The sequence below is a fragment of the Stenotrophomonas sp. SMYL89 genome (genome assembly GCF_036319985.1).
Classification (GTDB): Bacteria; Pseudomonadota; Gammaproteobacteria; order Xanthomonadales; family Xanthomonadaceae; genus Stenotrophomonas; species Stenotrophomonas maltophilia_Q.
On the sequence record NZ_JAWIRW010000009.1, the window covers coordinates 34,399 to 56,403 of the forward strand.

At 66.7% G+C, this 22,005-nt stretch carries 20 protein-coding genes; 5 read left to right on the forward strand and 15 right to left on the reverse strand.

Translation table 11 applies throughout. The annotated features are described in order from the left end of the window. Window positions 1-48 precede the first annotated feature (48 nt). The 5 genes from V3B41_RS12865 to thrS all read right to left on the reverse strand — a co-directional run bounded on the left by V3B41_RS12865 (window position 49) and on the right by thrS (window position 4,564). Entirely contained in the window at window positions 49-1,044 is a 996-nt protein-coding gene (locus tag V3B41_RS12865; RefSeq protein WP_005417865.1) for a phenylalanine--tRNA ligase subunit alpha, read from the reverse strand. A gap of 193 nt (window positions 1,045-1,237) precedes the next feature. Further along, the gene (gene rplT / locus V3B41_RS12870; protein ID WP_005410435.1) at window positions 1,238-1,597 is read right to left on the reverse strand and encodes a 50S ribosomal protein L20; all 360 of its coding nucleotides are present in this window, start codon (window positions 1,595-1,597) and stop codon (window positions 1,238-1,240) included. A gap of 11 nt (window positions 1,598-1,608) precedes the next feature. Then, window positions 1,609-1,806 carry a 50S ribosomal protein L35 gene (gene rpmI, locus V3B41_RS12875; RefSeq protein ID WP_005410436.1) on the reverse strand — a complete coding sequence of 66 codons (198 nt, stop codon included), beginning with the start codon at window positions 1,804-1,806 and terminating at the stop codon, window positions 1,609-1,611. A 265-nt stretch (window positions 1,807-2,071) separates the two neighbouring features. After that, window positions 2,072-2,614, reverse strand: a complete 543-nt coding sequence (gene infC, locus V3B41_RS12880) for a translation initiation factor IF-3 (RefSeq protein WP_019660568.1) — start codon at window positions 2,612-2,614, stop codon at window positions 2,072-2,074. 48 nt (window positions 2,615-2,662) lie between these two features. Further along, window positions 2,663-4,564, reverse strand: coding sequence for a threonine--tRNA ligase (gene thrS / locus V3B41_RS12885; protein ID WP_049430379.1), 1,902 nt, complete (start codon window positions 4,562-4,564; stop codon window positions 2,663-2,665). A gap of 428 nt (window positions 4,565-4,992) precedes the next feature. Between thrS and V3B41_RS12890 the strand changes: the two genes are divergently transcribed. Genes V3B41_RS12890 through V3B41_RS12900 form a run of 3 tightly spaced genes read left to right on the forward strand, consistent with a single transcriptional unit; the run spans window position 4,993 to window position 7,122 of the window. Beyond that, on the forward strand, window positions 4,993-5,289 hold the full coding sequence (locus V3B41_RS12890) for a hypothetical protein (protein WP_049434122.1): 297 nt from the start codon (window positions 4,993-4,995) through the stop codon (window positions 5,287-5,289). Continuing rightward, window positions 5,289-5,552 carry a hypothetical protein gene (locus tag V3B41_RS12895; RefSeq protein WP_049427283.1) on the forward strand — a complete coding sequence of 88 codons (264 nt, stop codon included), beginning with the start codon at window positions 5,289-5,291 and terminating at the stop codon, window positions 5,550-5,552. Before V3B41_RS12890 ends, V3B41_RS12895 begins: the two co-directional genes overlap by 1 nt. Before the next feature lie 10 nt (window positions 5,553-5,562). Beyond that, complete coding sequence (locus V3B41_RS12900) at window positions 5,563-7,122, forward strand: PepSY-associated TM helix domain-containing protein (RefSeq protein WP_329861325.1); 1,560 nt, start codon at window positions 5,563-5,565, stop codon at window positions 7,120-7,122. Window positions 7,123-7,146: 24 nt separating this feature from the next. Here the strand turns inward: V3B41_RS12900 and V3B41_RS12905 are convergent, their stop codons facing one another. Then, window positions 7,147-7,551, reverse strand: coding sequence for a VOC family protein (locus tag V3B41_RS12905; protein WP_197620254.1), 405 nt, complete (start codon window positions 7,549-7,551; stop codon window positions 7,147-7,149). Window positions 7,552-7,634: 83 nt separating this feature from the next. Then, window positions 7,635-8,825: a glycosyl hydrolase family 18 protein gene (locus tag V3B41_RS12910; RefSeq protein ID WP_197632661.1), complete on the reverse strand. Its 1,191-nt coding sequence runs from the start codon at window positions 8,823-8,825 to the stop codon at window positions 7,635-7,637. A 222-nt stretch (window positions 8,826-9,047) separates the two neighbouring features. Between V3B41_RS12910 and V3B41_RS12915 the strand changes: the two genes are divergently transcribed. Together V3B41_RS12915 and V3B41_RS12920 are read left to right on the forward strand one after the other, a co-directional pair. Then, window positions 9,048-10,055 carry a hypothetical protein gene (locus V3B41_RS12915; RefSeq protein ID WP_285310378.1) on the forward strand — a complete coding sequence of 336 codons (1,008 nt, stop codon included), beginning with the start codon at window positions 9,048-9,050 and terminating at the stop codon, window positions 10,053-10,055. A 106-nt stretch (window positions 10,056-10,161) separates the two neighbouring features. After that, the gene (locus V3B41_RS12920) at window positions 10,162-11,226 is read left to right on the forward strand and encodes a serine hydrolase (RefSeq protein ID WP_080354967.1); all 1,065 of its coding nucleotides are present in this window, start codon (window positions 10,162-10,164) and stop codon (window positions 11,224-11,226) included. Here the strand turns inward: V3B41_RS12920 and V3B41_RS12925 are convergent. The 8 genes from V3B41_RS12925 to rimP all read right to left on the reverse strand — a co-directional run bounded on the left by V3B41_RS12925 (window position 11,195) and on the right by rimP (window position 21,958). After that, window positions 11,195-12,763, reverse strand: a complete 1,569-nt coding sequence (locus V3B41_RS12925; protein WP_049427273.1) for a winged helix-turn-helix domain-containing protein — start codon at window positions 12,761-12,763, stop codon at window positions 11,195-11,197. The two genes, V3B41_RS12920 and V3B41_RS12925, sit on opposite strands and share 32 nt — an antisense overlap. Window positions 12,764-12,896: 133 nt before the next feature. After that, window positions 12,897-15,005, reverse strand: a complete 2,109-nt coding sequence (pnp, locus tag V3B41_RS12930) for a polyribonucleotide nucleotidyltransferase (RefSeq protein WP_329861331.1) — start codon at window positions 15,003-15,005, stop codon at window positions 12,897-12,899. A 151-nt stretch (window positions 15,006-15,156) separates the two neighbouring features. Then, on the reverse strand, window positions 15,157-15,417 hold the full coding sequence (gene rpsO / locus V3B41_RS12935; protein ID WP_005410445.1) for a 30S ribosomal protein S15: 261 nt from the start codon (window positions 15,415-15,417) through the stop codon (window positions 15,157-15,159). A gap of 173 nt (window positions 15,418-15,590) precedes the next feature. Continuing rightward, window positions 15,591-16,499: a tRNA pseudouridine(55) synthase TruB gene (gene truB / locus V3B41_RS12940; RefSeq protein WP_197620257.1), complete on the reverse strand. Its 909-nt coding sequence runs from the start codon at window positions 16,497-16,499 to the stop codon at window positions 15,591-15,593. 105 nt (window positions 16,500-16,604) lie between these two features. Beyond that, window positions 16,605-16,988, reverse strand: coding sequence for a 30S ribosome-binding factor RbfA (gene rbfA / locus V3B41_RS12945; RefSeq protein ID WP_005410447.1), 384 nt, complete (start codon window positions 16,986-16,988; stop codon window positions 16,605-16,607). Between the two features lie 125 nt (window positions 16,989-17,113). Then, entirely contained in the window at window positions 17,114-19,759 is a 2,646-nt protein-coding gene (gene infB / locus V3B41_RS12950) for a translation initiation factor IF-2 (protein ID WP_049427045.1), read from the reverse strand. 92 nt (window positions 19,760-19,851) lie between these two features. Then, window positions 19,852-21,363, reverse strand: coding sequence for a transcription termination factor NusA (gene nusA, locus V3B41_RS12955; protein WP_006458580.1), 1,512 nt, complete (start codon window positions 21,361-21,363; stop codon window positions 19,852-19,854). A 4-nt stretch (window positions 21,364-21,367) separates the two neighbouring features. After that, on the reverse strand, window positions 21,368-21,958 hold the full coding sequence (rimP, locus tag V3B41_RS12960; RefSeq protein WP_005410450.1) for a ribosome maturation factor RimP: 591 nt from the start codon (window positions 21,956-21,958) through the stop codon (window positions 21,368-21,370). Between the last annotated feature and the right edge of the window lie 47 nt (window positions 21,959-22,005).

Genomic DNA, 22,005 nt, shown 5'->3' on the forward strand with positions numbered 1-22,005 from the left:
GCGAATTTAGGAGCAGCCGAGCATGGCTCGGCTCTACATGGTTGCGGCTTACGCGAACTGTTTCAGGAACCGCACATCGTTCTCGAAGAACGCGCGCAGGTCATTGACGCCGTAGCGCAGCATCGCGAAACGCTCCACGCCCATGCCGAAGGCAAAGCCGGTGTAGCGCTCCGGATCGATGCCGACGTTGCGCAGCACGTTCGGATGCACCATGCCGCAGCCGAGCACTTCCAGCCAGCGGGTGCTGCCATCGGGCTGCTGCCAGGCGATGTCCACTTCCGCGCCCGGTTCAACGAACGGGAAGTAGCTGGGACGGAAACGCATCTCGAAGTCGCGCTCGAAGAATGCGCGCACGAACTCGGCCAGCGTGCCCTTCAGGTCGGCGAAGGTCGAATGCTCGTCGACCAGCAGGCCTTCGACCTGGTGGAACATCGGCGAGTGGGTCTGGTCGCTGTCGCTGCGGTACACCTTGCCGGCGGCGATCATGCGCAGCGGCGGCGCGTGGTCGCCCATGTAGCGCACCTGCACACCAGAGGTATGCGTGCGCAGCAGGCGGCCGTCGCCGAAGTAGAAGGTGTCGTGCATGGCGCGCGCCGGGTGGTGCGGCGGGAAGTTCAGCGCCTCGAAGTTGTGCCAGTCGTCCTCGATCTCCGGCCCTTCCGACAGCTCGTAGCCCAGCCGGCCGAAGATGCCGGTGATGCGTTCCAGGGTGCGGGTGATCGGGTGCAGGCCGGCACGGTCGCCATTGCGGCCCGGCAGGGTGATGTCGATGGCTTCGGCGGCCAGGCGCGCATCCAGTGCCGCGTCTTCCAGCAGCGCCTTGCGCTCGCCCAGCGCGCGGGTCAGCGCGTCACGGGCCTGGTTGATCGCTTCACCGGCGGCCTTGCGCTCGTCGGCCGGCAGGGCGCCGAGCTGCTTGAGCTGCGAAGTGATGCTGCCACTCTTGCCAAGCAGGGCCACGCGCAGCTGTTCCAGCACGTCGGGGCTCTGTGCGGCGGCCACATCGGCCAGCGCCTGGGTGGTGAGGGATTGGATGTCGCTCATGGGGGGCCGGAACTCCAGTCGATCTGCCATCGCGATGCGCGAAGGGCCGACCCCTGTCGCCACCGCCGTCCCCGCGCTGCCGTCGTGGCCTCGCCGGGACCCAAAAAAGAATGGGGAAGGACTTGCGCCCTTCCCCATGCATTGCCTTGACCTGACACCGTTCCGAGTGAACGGTTACGGCATCGGGAAGGACTTATGCCGCCAGCGCGCCCTTGGCCTTTTCGGCCAGCGCAGCAAAACCGGCTGCGTCGTGCACGGCGATGTCAGCCAGGACCTTGCGATCCAGGGTGATGCCGGCCTTCAGCAGACCGTTCATGAAGCGGCTGTAGCTCAGGCCGTTGATGCGGGCAGCCGCATTGATACGGGTGATCCACAGCGAACGGAAGTTGCGCTTCTTCTGCTTACGGCCGATGTAGGCGTACTGCTGTGCCTTGATGACCGCCTGCTTGGCGACGCGGAAGACCTTGCGACGGGCGTTGTAATAGCCCTTGGCGAGATCCAGAATCTTCTTGTGGCGGCGACGCGCCTGTACGCCACGCTTAACTCGTGCCATTTTTCAGTTCCTCAGAGGTAAGGGAGCATGCGGTCCAGACGGCCTGCGTCTTCTGCACGGACATGGCCCGTCTGACGCAGATTACGCTTACGCTTGGTCGCTTTCTTCGTGAGGATGTGGCTACGGTTGGCGTGGCCGCACTTGTACTTGCCCGAGGCGGTCTTGCGGAAACGCTTGGCCGCTGCCCGGTTGGTCTTGATCTTGGGCATTGCAATGTCCTTGATGGGATATGACCCTGGTTTCTGACTGATCTGGCGGCGGCCTGGGCCGCTCTTTCCGTCCTGCCATGATCGGCGTACGACCCGTCCTGGGTGGGTCGAGCCGGGCATGATACAGGCAAAACCGCCTTGCCACCAGCCCCTGCAACCCTTTACCGGCAATTCACCGGCCTCCTGCAAAAGCAAAGGGACGCCAGCGGCGCCCCCTTACCCTGAACCATTCAGCCAGGCGCCCCGGAAGGCGGCCCGTCAGGCCTCAGGTCTTCTTCTTCGGCGCGATCATCATGACCATCTGACGCCCTTCCAGGCGCGGACGGGATTCAATGACGATGTCCTCGCCCAGATCGGCCTCGATCCGGTTGGCCATTTCGCGACCCAGTTCCTGGTGGCTCATTTCACGGCCACGGAAGCGGATGTTGACCTTGATCTTGTCACCATCCTCGAGGAACCCGCGCATCTTGCGCAGCTTGATCTGGTAGTCGCCCTCGTCCGTGACCGGACGGAACTTCACTTCCTTGATCTCGACCTGCTTGGTCTTCTTCTTGGCCTCGCTGGCCTTCTTCTGCGCTTCGAACTTGAACTTGCCGAAGTCCATGATCTTGCAGACCGGCGGATCGGCCTGCGGCTGGATCTCGACCAGGTCCAGGCCTTCATCTTCGGCCATGGACAGCGCTTCGTCGCGCGACAACACGCCGATCATTTCTCCGTCACTGCCGATCACGCGGACGCGCGGCACACGGATTTCCTGATTCTTGCGGTTCTGTTTGTTGTCAGGGGTGCTGATATTACGTTCTCCCAAGGGTATCGAACCGGTCCGGGTGCCTGTGCGCCCGGACCGGACCTTTGCTTACGCGCCCTCGGCGTGGAGCCGCTCGATGAAGGCCTGCAGGCTCATGCTGCCCAGATCTTCGCCAGAACGCGTACGCACCGCCACAGCCCCATTTTCCTTCTCGCGGTCACCGATGACCAGCAGGTAGGGCACGCGCTGCAACGTATGCTCGCGGATTTTATAGCCGATCTTCTCGTTACGCAAATCCGAGCTGACGCGGAAGCCTTGCTCCGCAAGGGTTTTGGTCACACCCGAGACGTAGTCGGCCTGGGCATCGGTGATGTTGGCCACCACCACCTGGGTCGGGGCCAGCCAGGCCGGGAACTGGCCGGCATGGTGCTCGATCAGGATGCCCAGGAAGCGCTCCATCGAGCCGACGATGGCGCGGTGCAGCATGACCGGGTGCTTCTTCTGGCTGTTCTCGTCCACGTACTCGGCGCCCAGGCGGCCCGGCATCATGAAGTCGACCTGCATGGTGCCCAGCTGCCAGGTACGGCCAATGGCGTCCTTCAGGTGGTACTCGATCTTCGGGCCATAGAAGGCACCCTCGCCCGGCAGCTCCTGCCATTCCACGCCACAGGCGGTCAGTGCCGAGCGCAGCGCGCCTTCGGCCTTGTCCCAGGTGGCGTCGTCACCCAGCCGCGATTCCGGGCGCAGGGCGATCTTGATCTGGATCTCGTCGAAGCCGAAGTGCTGGTAAACCGCCAGCGCCTGCTGGTGGAAGGCCGTCACTTCCGACTCGATCTGGTTTTCCGTGCAGAACACGTGGCCGTCGTCCTGGGTGAAGCCACGCACGCGCAGGATGCCGTGCAGCGCGCCGGACGGCTCGTTGCGGTGGCAGGAACCAAACTCACCATAGCGGATCGGCAGGTCGCGGTAGCTGTGCAGGCCCTGGTTGAACACCTGGATGTGGCCCGGGCAGTTCATCGGCTTGACCGCGTACGTGCGCTTCTCCGATTCGGTGAAGAACATGTTGTCCTGGTAGTTGTCCCAGTGGCCGGACTTCTTCCACAGGCTCACGTCCAGGATCTGCGGGCAGCGCACTTCGCCGTAGCCGCTGTTGCGGTAGACCTTGCGCATGTACTGCTCGACCACCTGCCACAGCGCCCAGCCCTTGGGGTGCCAGAACACCAGGCCCGGCGCTTCTTCCTGCAGATGGAACAGGTCCTGCTGCTTGCCGATGCGGCGGTGGTCGCGCATCTCGGCTTCCTCGATGCGCTTGATGTACGCCTCGAGCTGCTTCTTGTCGGCCCAGGCGGTGCCGTAGATGCGCTGCAGCTGTTCGTTCTGCGCGTCGCCACGCCAGTAGGCGCCGGAGATGCGGGTCAGCTTGAAGGCCTTCAGGAAGCGCGTGTTCGGCACGTGCGGGCCGCGGCACATGTCCACGTATTCCTGGTGGTAGTACATGCCCATCGCCTGGATATCGTCGGACATGTCCTCGATCAGGCGCAGCTTGTAGTCCTCGCCACGGGCCTTGAAGATCTCGATCACTTCCGCGCGCGGCGTCATCTTCTTGATGACGTCGTAGTCCTGGGCGATCAGCTCACCCATGCGCTTCTCGATCGCGGCCATGTCGTCCGGGGTGAACGGGCGCTCGGAGTAGATGTCGTAATAGAAGCCTTCGGCGATCACCGGGCCGATCACCATCTTCACGTCCGGGTACAGCTGCTTGACGGCGTGGCCGACCAGGTGGGCGCAGGAGTGGCGGATGATCTCCACGCCCTCCTCGTCCTTGGCGGTGATGATGCGCAGGCTGGCATCGTGGTCGATGACGTCGCTGGCATCGACCAGCACGCCATCCACGGCACCGGCGATGGTGGCCTTGGCCAGGCCGGCACCGATCGACTGGGCGACGTCCATGACGCTGACGGGGGTTTCAAACTCGCGGCGGCTGCCGTCGGGAAGGGTAATGTTGATCATCGCAGTGGCTTCGTGCGGGGCCCGCGGGGCGGGCTGGAAAGCGGTCCCGGGACGGCGCCCGGGCAATAAAAAAGCGCCACGAGGGCGCCTGGAACACAGGGCCTTCGGGGGCAGGTCAACAGTGGGCGGTGGTAGTGCTCATGTCGCACGCTCGGCCGGCGCTGGGCGCGGGCCACCTTGTTCCAGTCGGGGAGTGTGATGATCTTAAACCAGCGCACCGGAAAGCCCAAGGGCTACCGTACGGTCCGCTGAATGGCCGCCGCTGGCGGCGTGAAAACGCAATGACTACCATGTGCACGCAGCCCGCCCCGTGCCAGCCTGCCCGCTTTCCCCCAGGACCTCGTGATGCGCCACCCGCTCCGACCGGCTCCCGCCGGCCCCGCCCGTGCCCCGCGTTCGCCGGCCCGCTGCCGCGGCAGCCGTCCGCAATGATCACCGTCGGCCTTTCCACGCTCGGCTTCTGCAGCCTGGGCATGCTGGCGGCGATGTTCTCGGCGCTGGCCTTCTATGCCGCCTCGCCGCACTGCCGCTGGCCGCGCCTGCGCCGCGCCGGTCGCCTGGGCCGCCAGATCGGCCTGGTCGCGGCCGCCGCTGCGCTGTGGCTGTGGATGGCAGAACTCGGCTTCGCTGCCGGCCTGGTGGCGATGCTGTGCACCTGGATGCTGGCGGCGATGCTGTTGCCGGCCCTGGCCGCCTGGCACCGTCCCGGCCCGGAGTCGCCCTGATGTGGCCGCGCGCCTTCGCTGGCATCGTCGCCGGTTTCTTCCTGGCCGCCGCCGCGACCGGCCTGCTGGCATGGCTGCCGCCCGGCCCCTGGCAGCGGGCGCTGGTGCCGTCCCTGATCGCTTTCATCCCGCTGTGGATGCTGGCCGCCCTGTGGGCGTTCAGTTTCCGCAGCGCGCTGCGTGCCTGGCTGGTGCTGGGTGGCAGCGCCGCCGCCGGCTTCGCCGTGCTTGGGCTGCTGCGCCTGTTCGGCGCGGTGCAATGAGACCTGCCCCATGAAGTTCAGCTCGCAGACCCTGCGCACGTTCACCACCCTGCATACCTGGGTCGGCCTGGTGGCTGGCTTCGGCCTGTTCGTGGCCTTCTACGCCGGTGCGTTGACCCTGTTCCACCACGATCTGCCGCTGTGGCAGACGCCGGGCGCAGCCACTGCGCTGCCGGCAGGACTGGATGATGCGCAGTACCTGCTGGAGGACGTACTGGCCACGCATCCGGAAGCCCGCCGCCACGTCGGCATGACCTTCCCCGGCGCCGACCACCCGCAGCCACTCGCGTACTGGCAGGCCGAAGACGGCAGCTGGCGCTACGCCTGGCCGGGTCAGATCGCCGGCAGCCCGACGCCGCCGCAGACCGGGCTGGCGGAACTGGTCAACGAGCTGCACTACAGCCTCGGCCTGCCCGTGGCCGGCATCTACGTGATGGGCATCGTCAGCCTGCTGTACGGCATGGCCCTGCTGAGCGGCCTGGTGATCCATCTGCCGAAGCTGCTCGGCGACCTGTTCGCGCTGCGTCCGGGGCGCAACCTGAAACAGCTGTGGCAGGACGCGCACAACGTGATCGGCGTGCTGAGCCTGCCCTTCCACCTGATGTTCGCGGTGACCGGGGCCCTGCTCTGCCTGGTGTTCGTGCAGATGGCCCTGCTCAACCCGCTGATCTTCGACGGCAAGGCCCTGCAGGCCGTGCCAACAGCGATGGACACCGCACCGGTGCGTGAAGCGACCGGCATCCCCTCGCCGCCGGGCAGCCTGCGCGTGCTGCATGCGCGGGCGCTGGAAGTGGCGCGCGCACAGGGCGTGACCAGCTTCGAGCCGGCCTACCTGAAGCTGGCCAACGCCGGCGACGCCAACGCCACCATCGAGATCACCGGTGAATCCACCGGCACGCTCGGCCCCCTCGGCGCTGTGGCGCTGGACGTTGCCACCGGCAATGTACTGGCGACCCAGCTGCCGGGCCAGCGCGACGCCAACCACGCCACGCTCAGCGCCGCCTATGCGCTGCACTTCGGCGAGTTCGGCAACGGCGTGGTGGTCTGGCTGTACTTCCTGCTCGGCCTCGGCGGTGCGTTCCTGTTCTACTCGGGCAACCTGCTGTGGATCGAGTCGCGGCGCAAGCGTCGCCAGCCGCAGCAGCCGCGCGCCGGAGTAAACATGGCACGGGCCACGGTCGGCGTGTGCATCGGCCTGTGCGTGGCGATCTCGGTCGCGTTCCTCACCGCGCTGGTGCTGGAACGGCTGGCGCCGGCGGCGGTAGACCATGGCATCCGCTGGGCCTGCTTTGGCAGCTGGGCGGCCTGTGCGCTGTGGGCCGCGCTGCGACGCCCGGCGCAGGCCGCACGCGAGCTGCTGTGGGCGGCGGCGATCAGTACCGCGCTGGTGCCGGTGCTGCACGGCGCACTCAATGGTGACTGGCTGTGGCGCGCTGCCTCGCAGGGCCAGTGGCCGTTGTTCTGGATCGATGCCATCGCGTTGGCCATGGCCTTCGGCTTCGCCCGCCTGGCAGTCGCCAGCCAGCGTCGCGCCCGCAACGGCGATCCGAACAGCGTCTGGGCGAACTGACGCGTCGCCCCGCATGGTCCGGCGCTACCGGAGCAGTTGTGCTTCGTCGGGGTAATGGCTGACTTCGATCAGGTTGCCATCCGGGTCGCGGAAGTACACCGATTCGATCGGACCCAGCGCGCCGGTGCGTGCAACCGGCCCCTCCTCCACCGCAACGGACTGCGCCTGCAGGTGGGCCAGCACATCGGCCATGGCGGTACGCGTGATCAGGCAGAGATCGGCGCTGCCCGGCGTGGGTTGCAGCGCATGCGGCTGCAGCGGGGCGCTGGCCGGATGCAGGTTGATCTTCTGCCGGCCGAACTGCAGCGCGGTGCGGCCGGCGCCGAAGCGCACGACCTGCATGCCGAGCACGCGCTGGTAGAAATCACAGCTGCGTTCGATGTCGGCCACGGTGAGGACCAGATGGTCCAGGCGTTCGAGATGGATCATGCCCGCAGCGTAACGCTGCGGGCATTGCCACGATGTGCGGGGTTGGGCCGATGGCGTTGCCGCATCCGCCGCCAGCGGGTGGCTCAATCGCCGATGCGGGCTTTCTGCCACGGGCCGAGCATGGCGTTGAGCAGGCTGGCCTGTTCGTCGTCGCCGGTCAGCTCCCACATGAACACGCCGGCCAGGCCCTGCTCGCGGGCGAACTGCGCACGCAGGCCGATCGAGCGCGGGTCCTCATAGCTGATGAAGACCTTCTGTTCGGCGTTGTACAGCCACGGGCTCTGCGCCTGCGGCTGCCAATGCTTCGTCCAGCCCGGCTGGTCGAGATAGCGCGCCTTGATCACCCGCCAGTCGCCGGCATCGGCCGGTGCACTGTAGGGCTGGTACAACCCATCCGGGGCATCACCGGTCACCTTGAAGCCGCGCCCGTAGAACGGCACGCCCAGCACCAGCTTGCCGGCCGGTACGCCGTGCTCGCGGTAGAACTGCACGGCACCGGCCACGTTGTTCCAGCGCCGCAGTTCCGGCGCCAGTGGATCGGCCGCCACCTCATGCAGCGGTGCGTTGAAGGTCGACACCGCCGAGAAGCCGGTGCCCATGTCGTAGCTCATCAGGTTGATGAAATCGAACACCTTGGCCAACGCCGGCAGGTCGTAGCTCGCCGCCGGATCGTAGGGGCCATCGGTCTGCAGGCGACCGGCGGCCAGCGCGGCGGTCAGCAGCATCGGCTGTCCCATCTTGCGACCGCGCGCATCGAGTGCCACGCGGAACGCCTGCGCGAGCCGGGTCAGGTTGGCGCGGTCCTGCGGACGGTGCGCCAGCTCCTTCGGGCCACCACTGACCGGGAACTCCCAGTCGATATCCACCCCATCAAAGCTGCCGGCGTGGCGATCGAAGAACAGCACCATGCACGAATCCACCAACCGCTTGCGGCTGGCCTCGGTCAGCGCCGCATCGGAGAACCCGCCCGCGCCCCAGCCGCCAATCGAAATAAGCGTGCGCAGGTGCGGGTGTGCCTTCTTCAGCTCGGCCAGCGCGGCGAAGTTCTTCGGTGCTTCCGCACCGATCGTGCAGCGCCCATCCTCGATGGTCGAGAACGCGTAGAACAGGTGGGTCAGGCGCTCGGCCGGAATGCTCGACACCGGATAGCGCTCGGCGGAACCGCCGGGGTAGTAGGCACCGAAGATCGGCGGCTGTGCGGGCGCGGCGTGCGCGGCAATGGGCAGGGCGCCGGCAATCAGCACGGCAAGGACGGCCACGGTCTGGCGGAACATGGAATCTCCCGGTTCGAAGGCGCCGCCACGTTAGCAAACCGATGAGGCCATGGGACCGATGTCGTGGCATGTCGTCCAGTGGACAGCAACGATCAGCCAGAGGGCGACAACGTGGCAGTCATGCCACTGCCATCATGCATTGCAGCAGGACACGCACCGACGCAGCGCACCCGGCCCCCTGCATCGGCTAAGGTGGCCGCGGATCTTCAACCGCACATGGACATGAGCACCGATCACGACACCACTCCCGACGGCGACCTGCTGGACGGCGCATCCCTCGACGAACACCAGATACTGGAAGCGCGCGCCTACGACGCGTTCCACGAAGGCGACCTGCCGCAGGCGGTGGCGCTGTTCGGCGAACTGATCGCCATCGCTCCCGAGGTGCCCTACCTGCACTACATGCGCGGGCTGGCGCACAAGTACCTGCGCGACTGGGCGGCCTCGCTGCAGGACAACCTGCGATCGGAGCAGCTGCGCGGGGAATTCGATGTCGCCACCGCCTGGAATGCCGGGATCGCGGCCACCGGCATGGCGGACTGGGCCGAAGCACGACGCCAGTGGATCCGCTGTGGCATTACCCTGCCCGAGGGCGAAGGCCCGATCGAGGGCAGCTTCGGCGTGGCCTGCATGCGCCTGGCGCCGTGGTCCGATGCCGAGGTGGTGTACATGAGCCGCATTGATCCGGTGCGTGCACGCATCGACAACGTACCGCTACCCGAAAGCGGCTTCCGCTTCGGCGACATCGTGCTGCATGACGGTGCGTCGACCGGCCGACGTACGTACGGCGAACACGAGGTACCGGTGTTCAACGCAATGCAGCGCCTGCAGCGATCGGACATGGCGACCTTCACCGTGTTCGTGCAGTGCGATTCTGCCGATGACATCGCTGCCCTGGGGGCCATGGACCTGCCCGGCATCGGCATGGTCGAGGACTGGACCGCGACCGTGCGCCGGCTGTGCCGCCGCTGCAGCTATGGCACCCCGCATCAACATGACGACGATGCAGAGGCCGTCGAAGAAGGTACCTGGGCGCGCGAGCGCGATCTGGGCATTGCCGCGCAGGGCCGGGCTGCGGTGGAGAAGCTGCTGGCGACGTGGACCGCCGCGGCCCCGGGACGCGTGCTGGAGGCCATCGAACAGCGAGAGCATGCGCTGAGTGACCCCGAGCCGGGCCAGGTGTGGTGGCTGGGCGAGGAAGAAGAGGAAGAGCGCGTCAACCCGGGTTGACACCTGCGAGCCTTGTGGCACAGGGCCTTCAGAATTCTTCAGGCCGGTTTCCAGCACTTCAGACGCAGCGCAGGCTCAATCGGGCTCCCTTTGATGGAGTCCGACGATGCGTTCGATCCTGCCTGCCCTCACCCTGCTCTGCGCCATCTGCAGCCAGCCCTTCGCTGCCCGCGCCACCCCACCGGACCAGCCCCGTCTGCAGGCCCTGCAGCAGGCCATCGCCAGCGATGAACTGAAACAGATCCGCAGCGTGCTGCTGCAGGTCGATGGCAAGGTCGTCTACGAGGGCTACTTCAACGGTGCCGACGCGCAGACCCTGCACGACGTGCGATCGGCCAGCAAAGGCGTGACCGCGCTGCTGGTCGGTGCAGCCATTGGCGAAGGCACCCTGCCCGGCGTGCAGGCCCGGGTGTATGACTACTTCCCGACGTTCACTGCCCAGCACGCGGTCGACCCGCGCCTGCGTGCCACCACCGTGCAGGACCTGCTGACCATGAGCAGCCTCTGGGAGTGCGATGACGAAAACCCGTTCTCGGCCGGCCACGAGGAACGCATGTACGTGTCCGAGAAGTGGCTGGACTTCACCCTGGGCCTGCCGGTGAAGGGCTTCGCGCCGTGGATGCAGCGGCCGGAGGACAGCCCGCATGGGCGCGCGTTCGCCTACTGCACCGCCAATCCGTTCGTTCTGGGCGCGGTACTGGAGAAAGCCAGCGGCCAACCGCTGGCCGACTACGCCGCGCGCGTCCTGGAGCGACCGATGGGCATCACCCGCAGCCAGTGGAACCGCTCGCCGGAGGGCATCGGCATGGGCGGCGGCGGCACCCGCTACCGCACGCAGGACCTCGCCCGCTTCGGCCAGCTGGTGCTCGATGGCGGCCGCTGGCAGGGCCGCCAACTGGTACCGAAGGATTACATCGAGGCGATGGTGCGACCGCAGACGAGCACCTCCGACGGCAGCGACTACGGCTACCAGTGGTGGGGCCTGAAGCTGGACGTGCAGGGTTCACCGCGCACGGTGTGGGCGATGTCCGGCAATGGCGGCAACTACGTGTTCGTGCTGCCCGAGCAGCGCGTGGTGGCGGTGGTCACCAGCCAGGCGTTCAACCGCAACTTCGCCCATCCGCAGTCGCGGCGCATCCTCACCGAGTTTCTGCTGCCGGCGCTGCGCTGAGCGCGGCCAGGTCGTCGGGTCGCCAGCTGGCGGCCAGCACCTGCGCACGTTGCCGGGCAATGTCGGCGTCCAGGCGCTGCAGCAGGGCCGGCCAGCCGGGCGCGCTGCGCAGGCGGACGAACAGCGGCGTGGCACGCAGCCACGCCACGTCGCGGAAGCCGTCATCGACCGCCTGCTGCAGTGCCGTCACCGCGTCGCCTGCATGGCCCTGGGCCTGCAGCAGCAGCGCCCGCTCCAGCGCCGCATCGGGCCAGCCGTCGCCCGCTCCCGCGCTGGTAGCGAGCTGCTGCAGGCGCTGGTCGATCCAGGTGGCGTCCGCAGCCTGCGCGCCATGCAACGCCGCCAGGGTCTGGCCCAGCGATTGCTGCGGCCGCAGCTGGCGGCCACGCTCGAACGCGTCGGCGGCGCCTGCAGCGTCGCCGGCCAGCAACGCCAGTTCGCCCTGCAGGCGCAGCAGCTGCGGATGCGGCGTGCCACGCGCGAGCGCTTCATCCAGCGCCTGCCGGGCCCGCTGTGGCGCGCCGGCCAGGTACAGGCTGCGCGGCCAGGCGATGTTGGAGAACACGTTGTCGGGATACAGCTGGAAATTGCGCGCGTGGCGATCCGCGGCCGCCTGGGTGAAGCCGAGCAGTTCGAGCTCGCGCGCGACCTGCACGTCACGGAAGCGGATGCGCTCGGGCGCCTTCAGGGACAGGTTGGCCTGCAGCGCCGTGGCGAGCTGGCCGCGTTCCTGCTGCAGGTAGGCCAGCGATGCGCGGCTACGCTCGTCGCCCGGCTCGAGTTCGATCGCGCGGCTGTAGCCGGTGATCGCCTGGCGCATGTCGCCAATGCAGTCCTGCGCATACCCCCACAGAGCGTGCGCGGCGGCATCGCCGGGTGTGCGCTGGAGCTCCTGCTCGGCCAATGCCAGCGCCTCGCGCAGCTGCTCGGGCGTGCCGTTGAACAGGCAGCCCTGCGCCGCCAGCGCACGGGACAGGCCGCGCCGTGCCGGCGTGGATTCGGGATCTGCCTGCAGCGCCTGCCGGTACAGGGTGATGGCCACGCGGTTGTTGCTGGCCTGGCCGATCCCCGCGTAGTACTCGGCGCGCTGCAGCAGCGACTGCCCTGCCCCCTGTGGCGTCGACCGGGGCCACAGCAGCAGCGTGGCCACCACGCCCAGCACCGCGACAGCCGCCACGCCCCAGCCGAGCCTGCGGGCGCGCGAGGATGGCGCAGGCGGCACGCTGGCCGGCAACGGCGACGCACACAGCTGGTAGCCACGACCACGTACCGAACGGATGTAGCGCGGGCGCCGGCTGTCATCGCCCAAGGCCTGCCGCAGCAGCTTCACCCGCTGGCTGACCGCATCCTCGCCGACCACCGCCGGTGCCCAGACCTGGGCGGCCAGGGTGTCGAAATCCACGACGTCGTTGCCGTGCTGGAGGAGTACGTCGAGCAGGGTCCAGCTGAGGCCGCTGACGGGCAGGATCTCGCCGTTGCGACTGACGCGTTGCGCCGAGCGATCGATATCCAGGTCGAGCAGGCGCAGGGTGTCCATGGGCGAAGCATAGCGTTGCGGCTGCGCTGGGAGACAGGCAAAGAAAAAGCGGGCCGAAGCCCGCTTTTTCATTTTGGCGATTCCAGAAGTGTGTCAACCAAGGTTGACACCTACCGGGAACCAGCTCGGTCGATTACTCGGCGCTGACGGCGTCGCCTTCTTCCACGGCCTTCATCGACAGGCGGATACGGCCCTGCTTGTCGACTTCCAGCACCTTGACCTTGACCACATCGCCTTCCTTCAGCACGTCGCCGACCTTCTCGACGCGATCGCTGGAGATCTGCGACACGTGGACCAGGCCGTCCTTGCCCGGCAGGATCGTGACGAACGCACCGAAGTCCATGATCTTGGCGACCTTGCCTTCGTAGATGCGGCCAGGCTCGACGTCCGAGGTGATCTGCTCGATGCGGGCCTTGGCGGCCTGGGCAGCGATGGCATTGACCGAAGCGATGACGATGGTGCCGTCGTCCTGGATGTCGATCTGGGTGCCGGTTTCCTTGGTGATGGCCTGGATGGTCGAACCACCCTTGCCGATCACTTCGCGGATCTTGTCCGGGTGGATCTTGATGGTCAGCAGGCGCGGCGCGTAGTCCGACAGCTCTTCGCGCGGAGCGGTCAGGCCGTGGGCCATTTCGCCCAGGATGTGCAGACGGCCAGCCTTGGCCTGCTGCAGGGCCTGCTTCATGATCTCTTCGGTGATGCCTTCGATCTTGATGTCCATCTGCAGGGCGGAAATGCCCTCAGCGGTACCGGCCACCTTGAAGTCCATGTCGCCCAGGTGATCTTCGTCACCCAGGATGTCGGACAGGACGACGAAGCGCTCGCCTTCCTTGACCAGGCCCATGGCGATACCGGCAACCGGCGCCTTCACCGGCACGCCGGCGTCCATCAGGGCCAGCGACGAGCCGCAGACCGAGGCCATCGACGAGGAACCGTTCGACTCGGTGATTTCCGAGACGACGCGGATGGTGTACGGGAAGGATTCCAGCGACGGCATGACAGCCAGCACACCGCGCTTGGCCAGGCGACCGTGGCCGATTTCGCGGCGCTTCGGGCCCATCATGCGGCCGCACTCACCCACCGAGAACGGAGGGAAGTTGTAGTGGAACAGGAAGTTTTCCTTGTACTCACCGGCAACGGCGTCGATGACCTGGCCGTCACGGGCGGTGCCCAGGGTGATGGTCACGATGGCCTGGGTTTCGCCACGGGTGAACAGCGAGGAACCGTGGGTACGCGGCAGCACGCCGGTCTTCACGGCGATCGGGCGGACGGTGTCCAGCGCACGACCGTCGATGCGGACCTTGGTGTCCAGCACCGAGTCACGCATGGTGCGGTATTCCAGCTCGCCGAATTCCTTCGACAGCTCGGCCGGGTTCCAGCCCTCGGCAGCCACGCGGCCAGCCAGGGCTTCGAACACGTCCTTCTTGATCGCCGAGATGGCGTCGCGGCGCTGCAGCTTGTCGCGCACCTGGAAGGCTTCGCCCAGGCGCGGGCCGATGGCTTCCTTCAGGGCGGAAATCAGCGCGTCGTTCTTGGCCGGGGCTTCCCAGGTCGACGGCTTGGTGCCGGCTTCGACGGTCAGCTCGTTGATCGCGTTGATGACCTTCTGCATTTCGCGGTGACCGAAGGTCACGGCGCCCAGCATCACTTCTTCGGACAGCAGCGCGGCTTCGGATTCAACCATCAGCACGGCGTTGGAGGTACCGGCAACGACCAGTTCCAGCTGCGAGTCAGCCAGTTCGCTGACGGTCGGGTTCAGGATGTACTCGCCGTTCTTGTAACCGACCTTGGCAGCGCCGATCGGACCCATGAACGGGGTGCCGGCCAGGGCCAGGGCAGCCGAGGCGCCGATCAGGGCCGGGATGTCGCCGTCCACGTCCGGGTTCAGCGACATGACCGTGGCGATGATCTGCACTTCGTTCTTGTAGTCTTCCGGGAACAGCGGGCGGATCGGACGGTCGATCAGACGCGAGATCAGGGTTTCCTTCTCGGTCGCACGGCCTTCACGCTTGAAGAAACCACCCGGGATACGGCCGCCGGCGTAGAACTTTTCCTGATAATCGACGGTCAGCGGGAAGAAGTCCTGGCCTTCGCGCGCGCTCTTGGCGGCGACGGCGGTGACCAGCAGTACGGTGTCGTCCATCTTGACGATGACGGCACCGCTGGCCTGACGGGCGACTTCGCCGGTCTCGAGCGTGACGGTGTGCTTGCCGTACTGGAAGGTTTTGGTGATTTTTGCCACGGAGGGTGTCCTTGGGGATGCTGTCTGCGAATTTGGACCGTCGGCGACCCTTGCCGCCAGCGGGTGGCCGGATCGTTCCGGCCTGAATCGGGGATTGCGGTGCTACAAAACAAAACCGCGGCGCATCGCTGCGCCGCGGGGGATTCGTTGCTTAGCGACGCAGGCCAAGCTTTTCAATCAGGGCCTTGTAACGCTCGACGTCCTTCTTCTTCAGGTAGTCGAGCAGGCTGCGACGGCGGTTGACCATCTGCAGCAGGCCGCGGCGGCTGTGGTGGTCCTTCTTGTGGGTCTTGAAGTGGCCGGTCAGCAGCTCGATGCGGGCGGTCAGCAGGGCCACCTGGACTTCCGGGGAGCCGGTGTCAGCCGAGCTGCGCTTGTTGTCTTCAATGACCTTCTGGGTGTCGATCGACATTTCTTTTTTCTCTGTGATGCGTGGCCGGCAGGAACGCGCTTCGCGCACCGCCAGGCTCGCCGTGGACTACGAGGATGAAACCTGCGCGAGGCAGGCTGCCGGAAAACGGCCGCGAAATTGTAACGGTCGGGGGGGCCGGGAACAAGGTCCGGGGCTGAACCACCCTGCCCCGTTCAGAGGTTGAAGCGGCGCTGCGGGGCCAGCAGCCCGCTGTCGTCGACCTGCCCGAGCCCCTGGACAGCATCGTCCGGACCGAACACGGCGACCAGGCCATGCGGCCAGGACGGGTCGCGCTGGCGCTGGCCGACGCAGAAGCGGTGGGCCTGTCCGGCATCGAGGTCGACCCGCGGGTATTCCGCCAGCCCCGCCGCCAGCGGCAGCAGCAGCGCGTCCATGCCCGCCTCGTCGCCGGCCTCGACCATCGCCCGCAGCTGGTCCAGGGTGACCATGGCCGGTTCGCGGAACGGTTCTACCCAGAGCCGGCGCAGCGCGCTGATGTGGGCGCCACAACCCAGCGCCTCGCCCAGATCGCGGGCCAGGCTGCGGATATAGGTGCCCGAGCCGCAGGTCACGCGCAGGCGCAGCCGTTCCGGCTGCTGCTCCAGCACCTCGATGGCATGCACCTGGACCTCGCGCTCTGGCGCTTCGATGACATCCCCACGGCGGGCCTTCACATACAGCGGCTCACCGCCCTGCTTCAACGCCGAATAGATCGGGGCACGCTGGCGGATGCTGCCGCTCAGCGGCGCCAGTGCGGCCTGCAGCGCTTCGGCACTGATCACCGGCACCGGGCGCTGCAGCAGCACCTGGCCTTCGGCGTCATCGGTATCGGTGGTCTGGCCGAGCACGATCTCGGCGTCGTAGGCCTTGGCCGAGCCGAGCAGCAGGCCGGCGATCTTGGTCGCCTCGCCGAAGCACAGTGGCAGCAGGCCGGTGGCCAGCGGGTCGAGGCTGCCGGTGTGGCCACCCTTCTCGGCGCGGAACAGGCGGCGGGCCACCTGCAGGGCGGCATTGGAGCTCATGCCGGTCGACTTGTCGAGCAGCAGGATGCCATCCAGGCGGCGGAACTGAATTCGGGTCATGACAGGATGTTGTAGAGCCGAGCCATGCCCGGCTGCCGCAGCGCGGCCGGCACAGGCATCGCGTTGCCGGAATGGAAAGACGCCGGGCATGGGCCCGGCGCTGGCTTATTCTTCGTCGCTCTCGCGACGCTTCTCCGCGGCCAGCGTATCGGGCAGGTCGCGCAGGATGTTGTCGATGTGCTCACCACGGTCGACCGAGTCGTCGTAGTGGAAATGCAGCTCCGGCACGTGGCGCAGCTTCATCGCACGGGCCAGGTCCATGCGCAGGCGGTAGCCCAGCTCCTTCAGGCCGGCTACGGCTTCAGCCGAACGCTCCGGCATCAGCGCGGTGACGAACACCTTGGCATGGGCCATGTCGCGGGTGATTTCCACGTCGGACACGCTCACCGAGGGCAACCCGTGCTCGCGCACGGCGTTGTGCACCAGGGTGCCGAGTTCACGGCGCAGCTGGGCGGAGACACGGTCGGTTCGATGGAAAGTCTTGGGCACGCGGTCAGGCTCTTGATTTGAATGTGACCCGACCAAGGTCGGGTCCTACCAGGGAAGGCGGCCCGACCGAGGTCGGGCCCCACCAGGGTGGCGGACCGGTCCGCGAGGACCGGCCCCTTGCAGCATTACAGGGTGCGCGGCACTTCGATACGCTCGAAGCACTCGATCTGGTCACCCGGCTTGACGTCGTTGTAGGCCTTCACCGCGATACCGCATTCGGTACCGTTGCGGACTTCCTCGACGTTTTCCTTGAAGCGGCGCAGCGATTCCAGCTCGCCTTCGAAGATCACCACGCTGTCGCGCAGTACGCGGATCGGCTTGTTGCGCTTGACCACGCCCTCGATGACCATCGAACCGGCGACGGCGCCCAGCTTGGAACTGCGGAAGACGTCGCGGACCTCGGCGATACCGATGATCTCTTCACGGATCTCCACGCCCAGCAGACCGGAAGCCACCTGCTTCACCTGATCGATCACGTCATAGATGATCGAGAAGTAACGCAGGTCCACGCCATTGGATTCGATGATGCGACGGGCCGAAGCATCCGCACGCACGTTGAAGCCGATGACGGTGGCCTTCGAAGCGGCCGCCGAGTTGGCGTCCGATTCAGTGATGCCGCCCACGCCGGAGTGGATAACGTTGATGCGGATGTCTTCGTTGGACAGCGCGACCAGTGCCTGGCTGAGGGCCTGCACCGAACCCTGCACGTCGGCCTTGATGACCAGGTTGAGGACCTGCTGGCCCTCGCCCTTGCCCAGGGTCGCCATGATGTCTTCCATGCGGCTGCCGGCGGTGGCGACCAGGCGCGATTCACGGCGCTTGGTCTCACGCTGCTGGGCAACGTCCTTGGCCAGGCGCTCGTCCTCGACGACCACGAAGTCGTCACCGGCTTCCGGCACGCCGGACAGGCCCAGGACCTGCACCGGGATGGACGGGCCGGCGAACTCCGGCTGCTTGCCGGTTTCGTCGAACAGCGCACGCACGCGGCCGTACTGGATGCCGCACACCAGGTAGTCGCCCTTCTTCAGGCGGCCCTGCTGCACCAGCACGGTGGCGACCGGGCCGCGGCCCTTGTCCAGCGACGATTCGATCACCACGCCCGAGGCGCGGCCTTCGTCGACGGCCTTCAGTTCCAGCAGTTCGGCCTGGATCGAGATGGCGTCCAGCAGGTCGTCGATGCCCAGGCCGGTCTTGGCCGAGATCTCCACCATCTGGGTATCACCACCGAAATCTTCGGCCACGACCTGCTCGGACAGCAGTTCGTTCTTGACCCGCATCGGGTCGGCGTCGGACTTGTCGATCTTGTTGATCGCCACGATCAGCGGCACACCCGCCGAACGGGCGTGCTGGATCGCTTCCTTGGTCTGCGGCATGACGCCGTCATCGGCGGCCACGACCAGCACCACGATATCGGTCAGCTTGGCACCGCGGGCACGCATCGAGGTGAAGGCAGCATGGCCCGGGGTATCCAGGAAGCTGATCACGCCCTTCGGCGTATCCACGTGGTAGGCACCGATGTGCTGGGTGATGCCGCCGGCTTCGCCGGTGGCGACCTTGGTGCGGCGGATGTAATCCAGCAGCGAGGTCTTGCCGTGGTCGACGTGGCCCATGATGGTGACCACCGGCGGGCGCTGGGTGGCTTCGCCCTGGTTTTCACCGGTCGAGGCCAGCAGTGCGTCTTCGGCGTCGTTGTCGTTGGCACGGATCGCCTTGTGGCCGAGTTCTTCGGTCACCAGCGCGGCGGTGTCATGGTCGATGGACTGGGTGATGGTGGCCATCACGCCCATCTTGAACAGCGCCTTGACCACCTCGCCACCCTTCAGCGCGAGCTTCTGCGCCAGGTCGGCCACGGTGATCGTGTCGCCGATCGCCACTTCACGCACCACCGGCGCGGTCGGCCGCTCGAAGGCGTGCGGACCGGCATTGTTGCCACCGCGCGACATGTCGCGACGGCCACCGGCTTGGTTACGCCCGCCCGGACGACCACGGGTGTTGCTGTTGTTGCTGTTGCCACGACGCGCGCGGTCGGCAGCCGACAGGTGCATCTGGCCGGCGAAACGGTCGCCCGGGCCACGCTCGTTGCGCGGTGCGCTGCGGTTGTTGCGGTCGTCGTTGCGCGGCGGCGGCGGTGCACTGCGCGGCGCAGCCGGAGCGGCGGCCGGAGCACGCGGCGGGCGCGGCGCGGTTTCATCGATCGGAGCGCGCTTGGGCTTGCTGGCAGCCAGCGCCTCGGCAGCCTTGGCGGCAGCCGCAGCTTCCTCGGCGGCCTTCTTCTCGGCCTCCGCGCGTTCCTTGGCCGCAACCTCTTCTTCACGGGCACGGACGATGGCTTCGTCGCGCAGACGATCCTTCTCGGCCAGGGCCTGCTGTTCGGCAAGGTTGCGGGCACGCGACTCTTCCAGCTTGCGCAGGATGTCGGCGCGCTCTTCGTCCGGCGTCATGGCGCGAGCACCATCCTTGACGTAGGTACGCTTCTGGCGCACCTCGACATTCACGGTCGTCTTGCTGCGACCGGAATTGACCGTCACTTCCTGCTGCTTCCGGCGGTTGAGCGTGATCTTCTTTGCAGACTGATCGGTCTCTTCCGGGGCCTGCTCGGGCTTGCCGTGCGAACGACGAAGGAAGCCCAGGAGCTTTACCTTCTCGGAGCTGGTCACGACCTGGTCGGGACCGCTGAACTTCATGCCGGCACCGGCCAGCTGTTCCAGCAGTTTTTCGACCGGCGTGTTGACCAGTTCGGCAAGCTTGCGGATGGTGGTTTGCTGCGACATTCGGATCCTATGATCTTGTGGGCGCCCCCCCGCATCTGGAGGTGGCGCGGATTCTACGCCCTGAGCGGCTCAGGGCCCTGTTCATTGCCGGCTCATTCGCCGCGTTCCAGTCGGGCGATCTCTTCGGCACGGGCGGCCAGGATCAGCGCAGCGGCGCGCGCCTGATCCAGTCCTTCGATGCCGAAGTCCATGACCTCGTCGGCGGCCAGGTCGGACAGGTCCTCGCTGGTACGCACGCCGTGGCCGGCCAGCGCATACGCGGTGGCTTCGTCCATGCCCTTCAGGGACAGCAGGTCCTGCGCCGGCTGGCCGTCTTCAAGGCCTTCCTCGACTGCCAGGGCCTCATTGAGCAGCGCATCGCGGGCACGAGCGCGCAGCTCTTCGACGATGTCTTCGTCGAAACCTTCCACGGCCAGCAGTTCGCCGACCGGGACATAAGCGATTTCCTCGACGGTGCCGAAGCCTTCGCTGACCAGGATGCCGGCGATCTCTTCGTCCACTTCCAGCTTGTCCATGAACAGCTGGCGGGCCGAAGCCTGCTCGGCTTCCGACTTGGCGGTGACCTGGTCCTGGGTCATCACGTTGAGCTGCCAGCCGGTCAGGCGGCTGGCAAGGCGCACGTTCTGGCCGCCCTTGCCGATCGCCTGGGCCAGGCGGTCTTCAGCGACGGCCAGGTCCATCGAGTGCTTGTCTTCATCGACGATGATCGACTGCACTTCGGCCGGTGCCATCGCGTTGATGACGAAGTTGGCCGGGTTGTCGTTCCACAGCACGATGTCCACGCGCTCGCCATTGAGCTCGTTGGACACGGCCTGCACGCGCGAACCGCGCATGCCGATGCAGGCGCCGATAGGATCGGTGCGCTGGTCGTGGGCGAGCACGGCAATCTTCGCGCGGTCGCCAGGATCGCGGGCACAGGCCTTGATTTCCACCAGGCCCTGGCCGACTTCCGGCACTTCCAGCTTGAACAGCTCGATCATGAATTCCGGGGCGGCGCGGCTGATGAACAGCTGCGGACCACGCGGTTCCGAACGGACTTCTGCCAGGTAGCCGCGCACGCGGTCGCCGGCGCGCAGCACGTCGCGCGGAATGCCCTTGTCCTTCGGGATGAAGCCTTCGGCGTTGCCACCGAGGTCGACGTAGATGTTGCCGCGCTCGGCACGCTTGACCACACCGGTGATCAGTTCGCCGACGCGATCCTTCCACGCATCCACGACCTGCTGGCGCTCGGCTTCGCGCACGCGCTGGACGATGACCTGCTTGGCGGCCTGGGCGGCGATGCGGCCGAAGTCCGGGTTCTCGATCTGCTCTTCGATGTAGTCGCCGACGTCCACGCCTTCGGCTTCATCGACGGCATCCATCAGGCGGATCTGGCGGTCCGGCGATTCCATGACCACGTCATCGGCCACCACTTCCCAGCGGCGGTAGGTTTCGTAGCTGCCATCCTTGTGGTCGATGACCACACGGGTCAGCACTTCCTCGTCGGGATAGCGCTTCTTCGCTGCCGAGGCCAGGGCGGCCTCGATGGCATCGAAGATCACTTCACGCGGCACGCCCTTCTCGTTGGCGACCGCGTCGACTACCAGCAACAGTTCCTTGCTCATTGGCTCACTCCGCGCGCGGCTTCTTTGCCGCCGGCTCGTTGGAAGAAGAATTCGTGTTCGGCTTCGGACGCTTCGGTGCCGGACCGGTCGGCTTGCTCGGGGCCAGCCCCAGCGCCACCCAGTCGGGCATGATCCGTGCCTTGTCGATGTTGTCGGCCGACACCACCACTTCGGTCTTGTCGACGATGAAGGTGATGGTGCCTGCGGCCTCGTCGGTCGCCTCGATACGGCCCTGCAGGCGACGACGGTTGTCCTGCGGCAGCTTCAGCGTGACCTTGGCCGATTCACCCTGGTGGCGAGCGAACTGCTCCAGGTTGAACAGCGGGCGATCCACGCCCGGCGAGGACACTTCCAGCGTGTAATTGCCGCTGATCGGGTCTTCGACGTCCAGCTGCGCCGACACTTCGCGGCTGACCCGCTCGCAGTCGTCGACATTGATGATGCGCTCGGGCTGTTCAGCCAGCGGCACGTCGATGTAAAGGCGCAGGGTCGCACCGCCGGGGGCCGGCAGATACTCAACGCCCAGCAGCTCCAGGCCCAGCGACACAACGGTCGGGGCGAGCAGATTCGCGATGTCGGTTGCCTTGTCGCTCACAGCCTGCCTTAATCTCTTGGTTGGGTGCCGGCCTTGGCCGGCGTGAA

What these genes read in the sequence shown, in the direction of transcription:
- V3B41_RS12925 (WP_049427273.1), bottom strand. Translation starts at nt 12,763, where the DNA reads ATGGACACCCTGCGCCTGCTCGACCTGGATATCGATCGCTCGGCGCAA.
- V3B41_RS12920 (WP_080354967.1), top strand. Translation starts at nt 10,162, where the DNA reads ATGCGTTCGATCCTGCCTGCCCTCACCCTGCTCTGCGCCATCTGCAGC.
- rpsO (WP_005410445.1), bottom strand. Translation starts at nt 15,417, where the DNA reads ATGTCGATCGACACCCAGAAGGTCATTGAAGACAACAAGCGCAGCTCG.
- V3B41_RS12890 (WP_049434122.1), top strand. Translation starts at nt 4,993, where the DNA reads ATGATCACCGTCGGCCTTTCCACGCTCGGCTTCTGCAGCCTGGGCATG.
- rpmI (WP_005410436.1), bottom strand. Translation starts at nt 1,806, where the DNA reads ATGCCCAAGATCAAGACCAACCGGGCAGCGGCCAAGCGTTTCCGCAAG.
- V3B41_RS12905 (WP_197620254.1), bottom strand. Translation starts at nt 7,551, where the DNA reads ATGATCCATCTCGAACGCCTGGACCATCTGGTCCTCACCGTGGCCGAC.
- V3B41_RS12915 (WP_285310378.1), top strand. Translation starts at nt 9,048, where the DNA reads ATGAGCACCGATCACGACACCACTCCCGACGGCGACCTGCTGGACGGC.
- V3B41_RS12900 (WP_329861325.1), top strand. Translation starts at nt 5,563, where the DNA reads ATGAAGTTCAGCTCGCAGACCCTGCGCACGTTCACCACCCTGCATACC.
- nusA (WP_006458580.1), bottom strand. Translation starts at nt 21,363, where the DNA reads ATGAGCAAGGAACTGTTGCTGGTAGTCGACGCGGTCGCCAACGAGAAG.
- truB (WP_197620257.1), bottom strand. Translation starts at nt 16,499, where the DNA reads ATGACCCGAATTCAGTTCCGCCGCCTGGATGGCATCCTGCTGCTCGAC.
- infB (WP_049427045.1), bottom strand. Translation starts at nt 19,759, where the DNA reads ATGTCGCAGCAAACCACCATCCGCAAGCTTGCCGAACTGGTCAACACG.
- V3B41_RS12910 (WP_197632661.1), bottom strand. Translation starts at nt 8,825, where the DNA reads ATGTTCCGCCAGACCGTGGCCGTCCTTGCCGTGCTGATTGCCGGCGCC.
- thrS (WP_049430379.1), bottom strand. Translation starts at nt 4,564, where the DNA reads ATGATCAACATTACCCTTCCCGACGGCAGCCGCCGCGAGTTTGAAACC.
- rplT (WP_005410435.1), bottom strand. Translation starts at nt 1,597, where the DNA reads ATGGCACGAGTTAAGCGTGGCGTACAGGCGCGTCGCCGCCACAAGAAG.
- V3B41_RS12865 (WP_005417865.1), bottom strand. Translation starts at nt 1,044, where the DNA reads ATGAGCGACATCCAATCCCTCACCACCCAGGCGCTGGCCGATGTGGCC.
- V3B41_RS12895 (WP_049427283.1), top strand. Translation starts at nt 5,289, where the DNA reads ATGTGGCCGCGCGCCTTCGCTGGCATCGTCGCCGGTTTCTTCCTGGCC.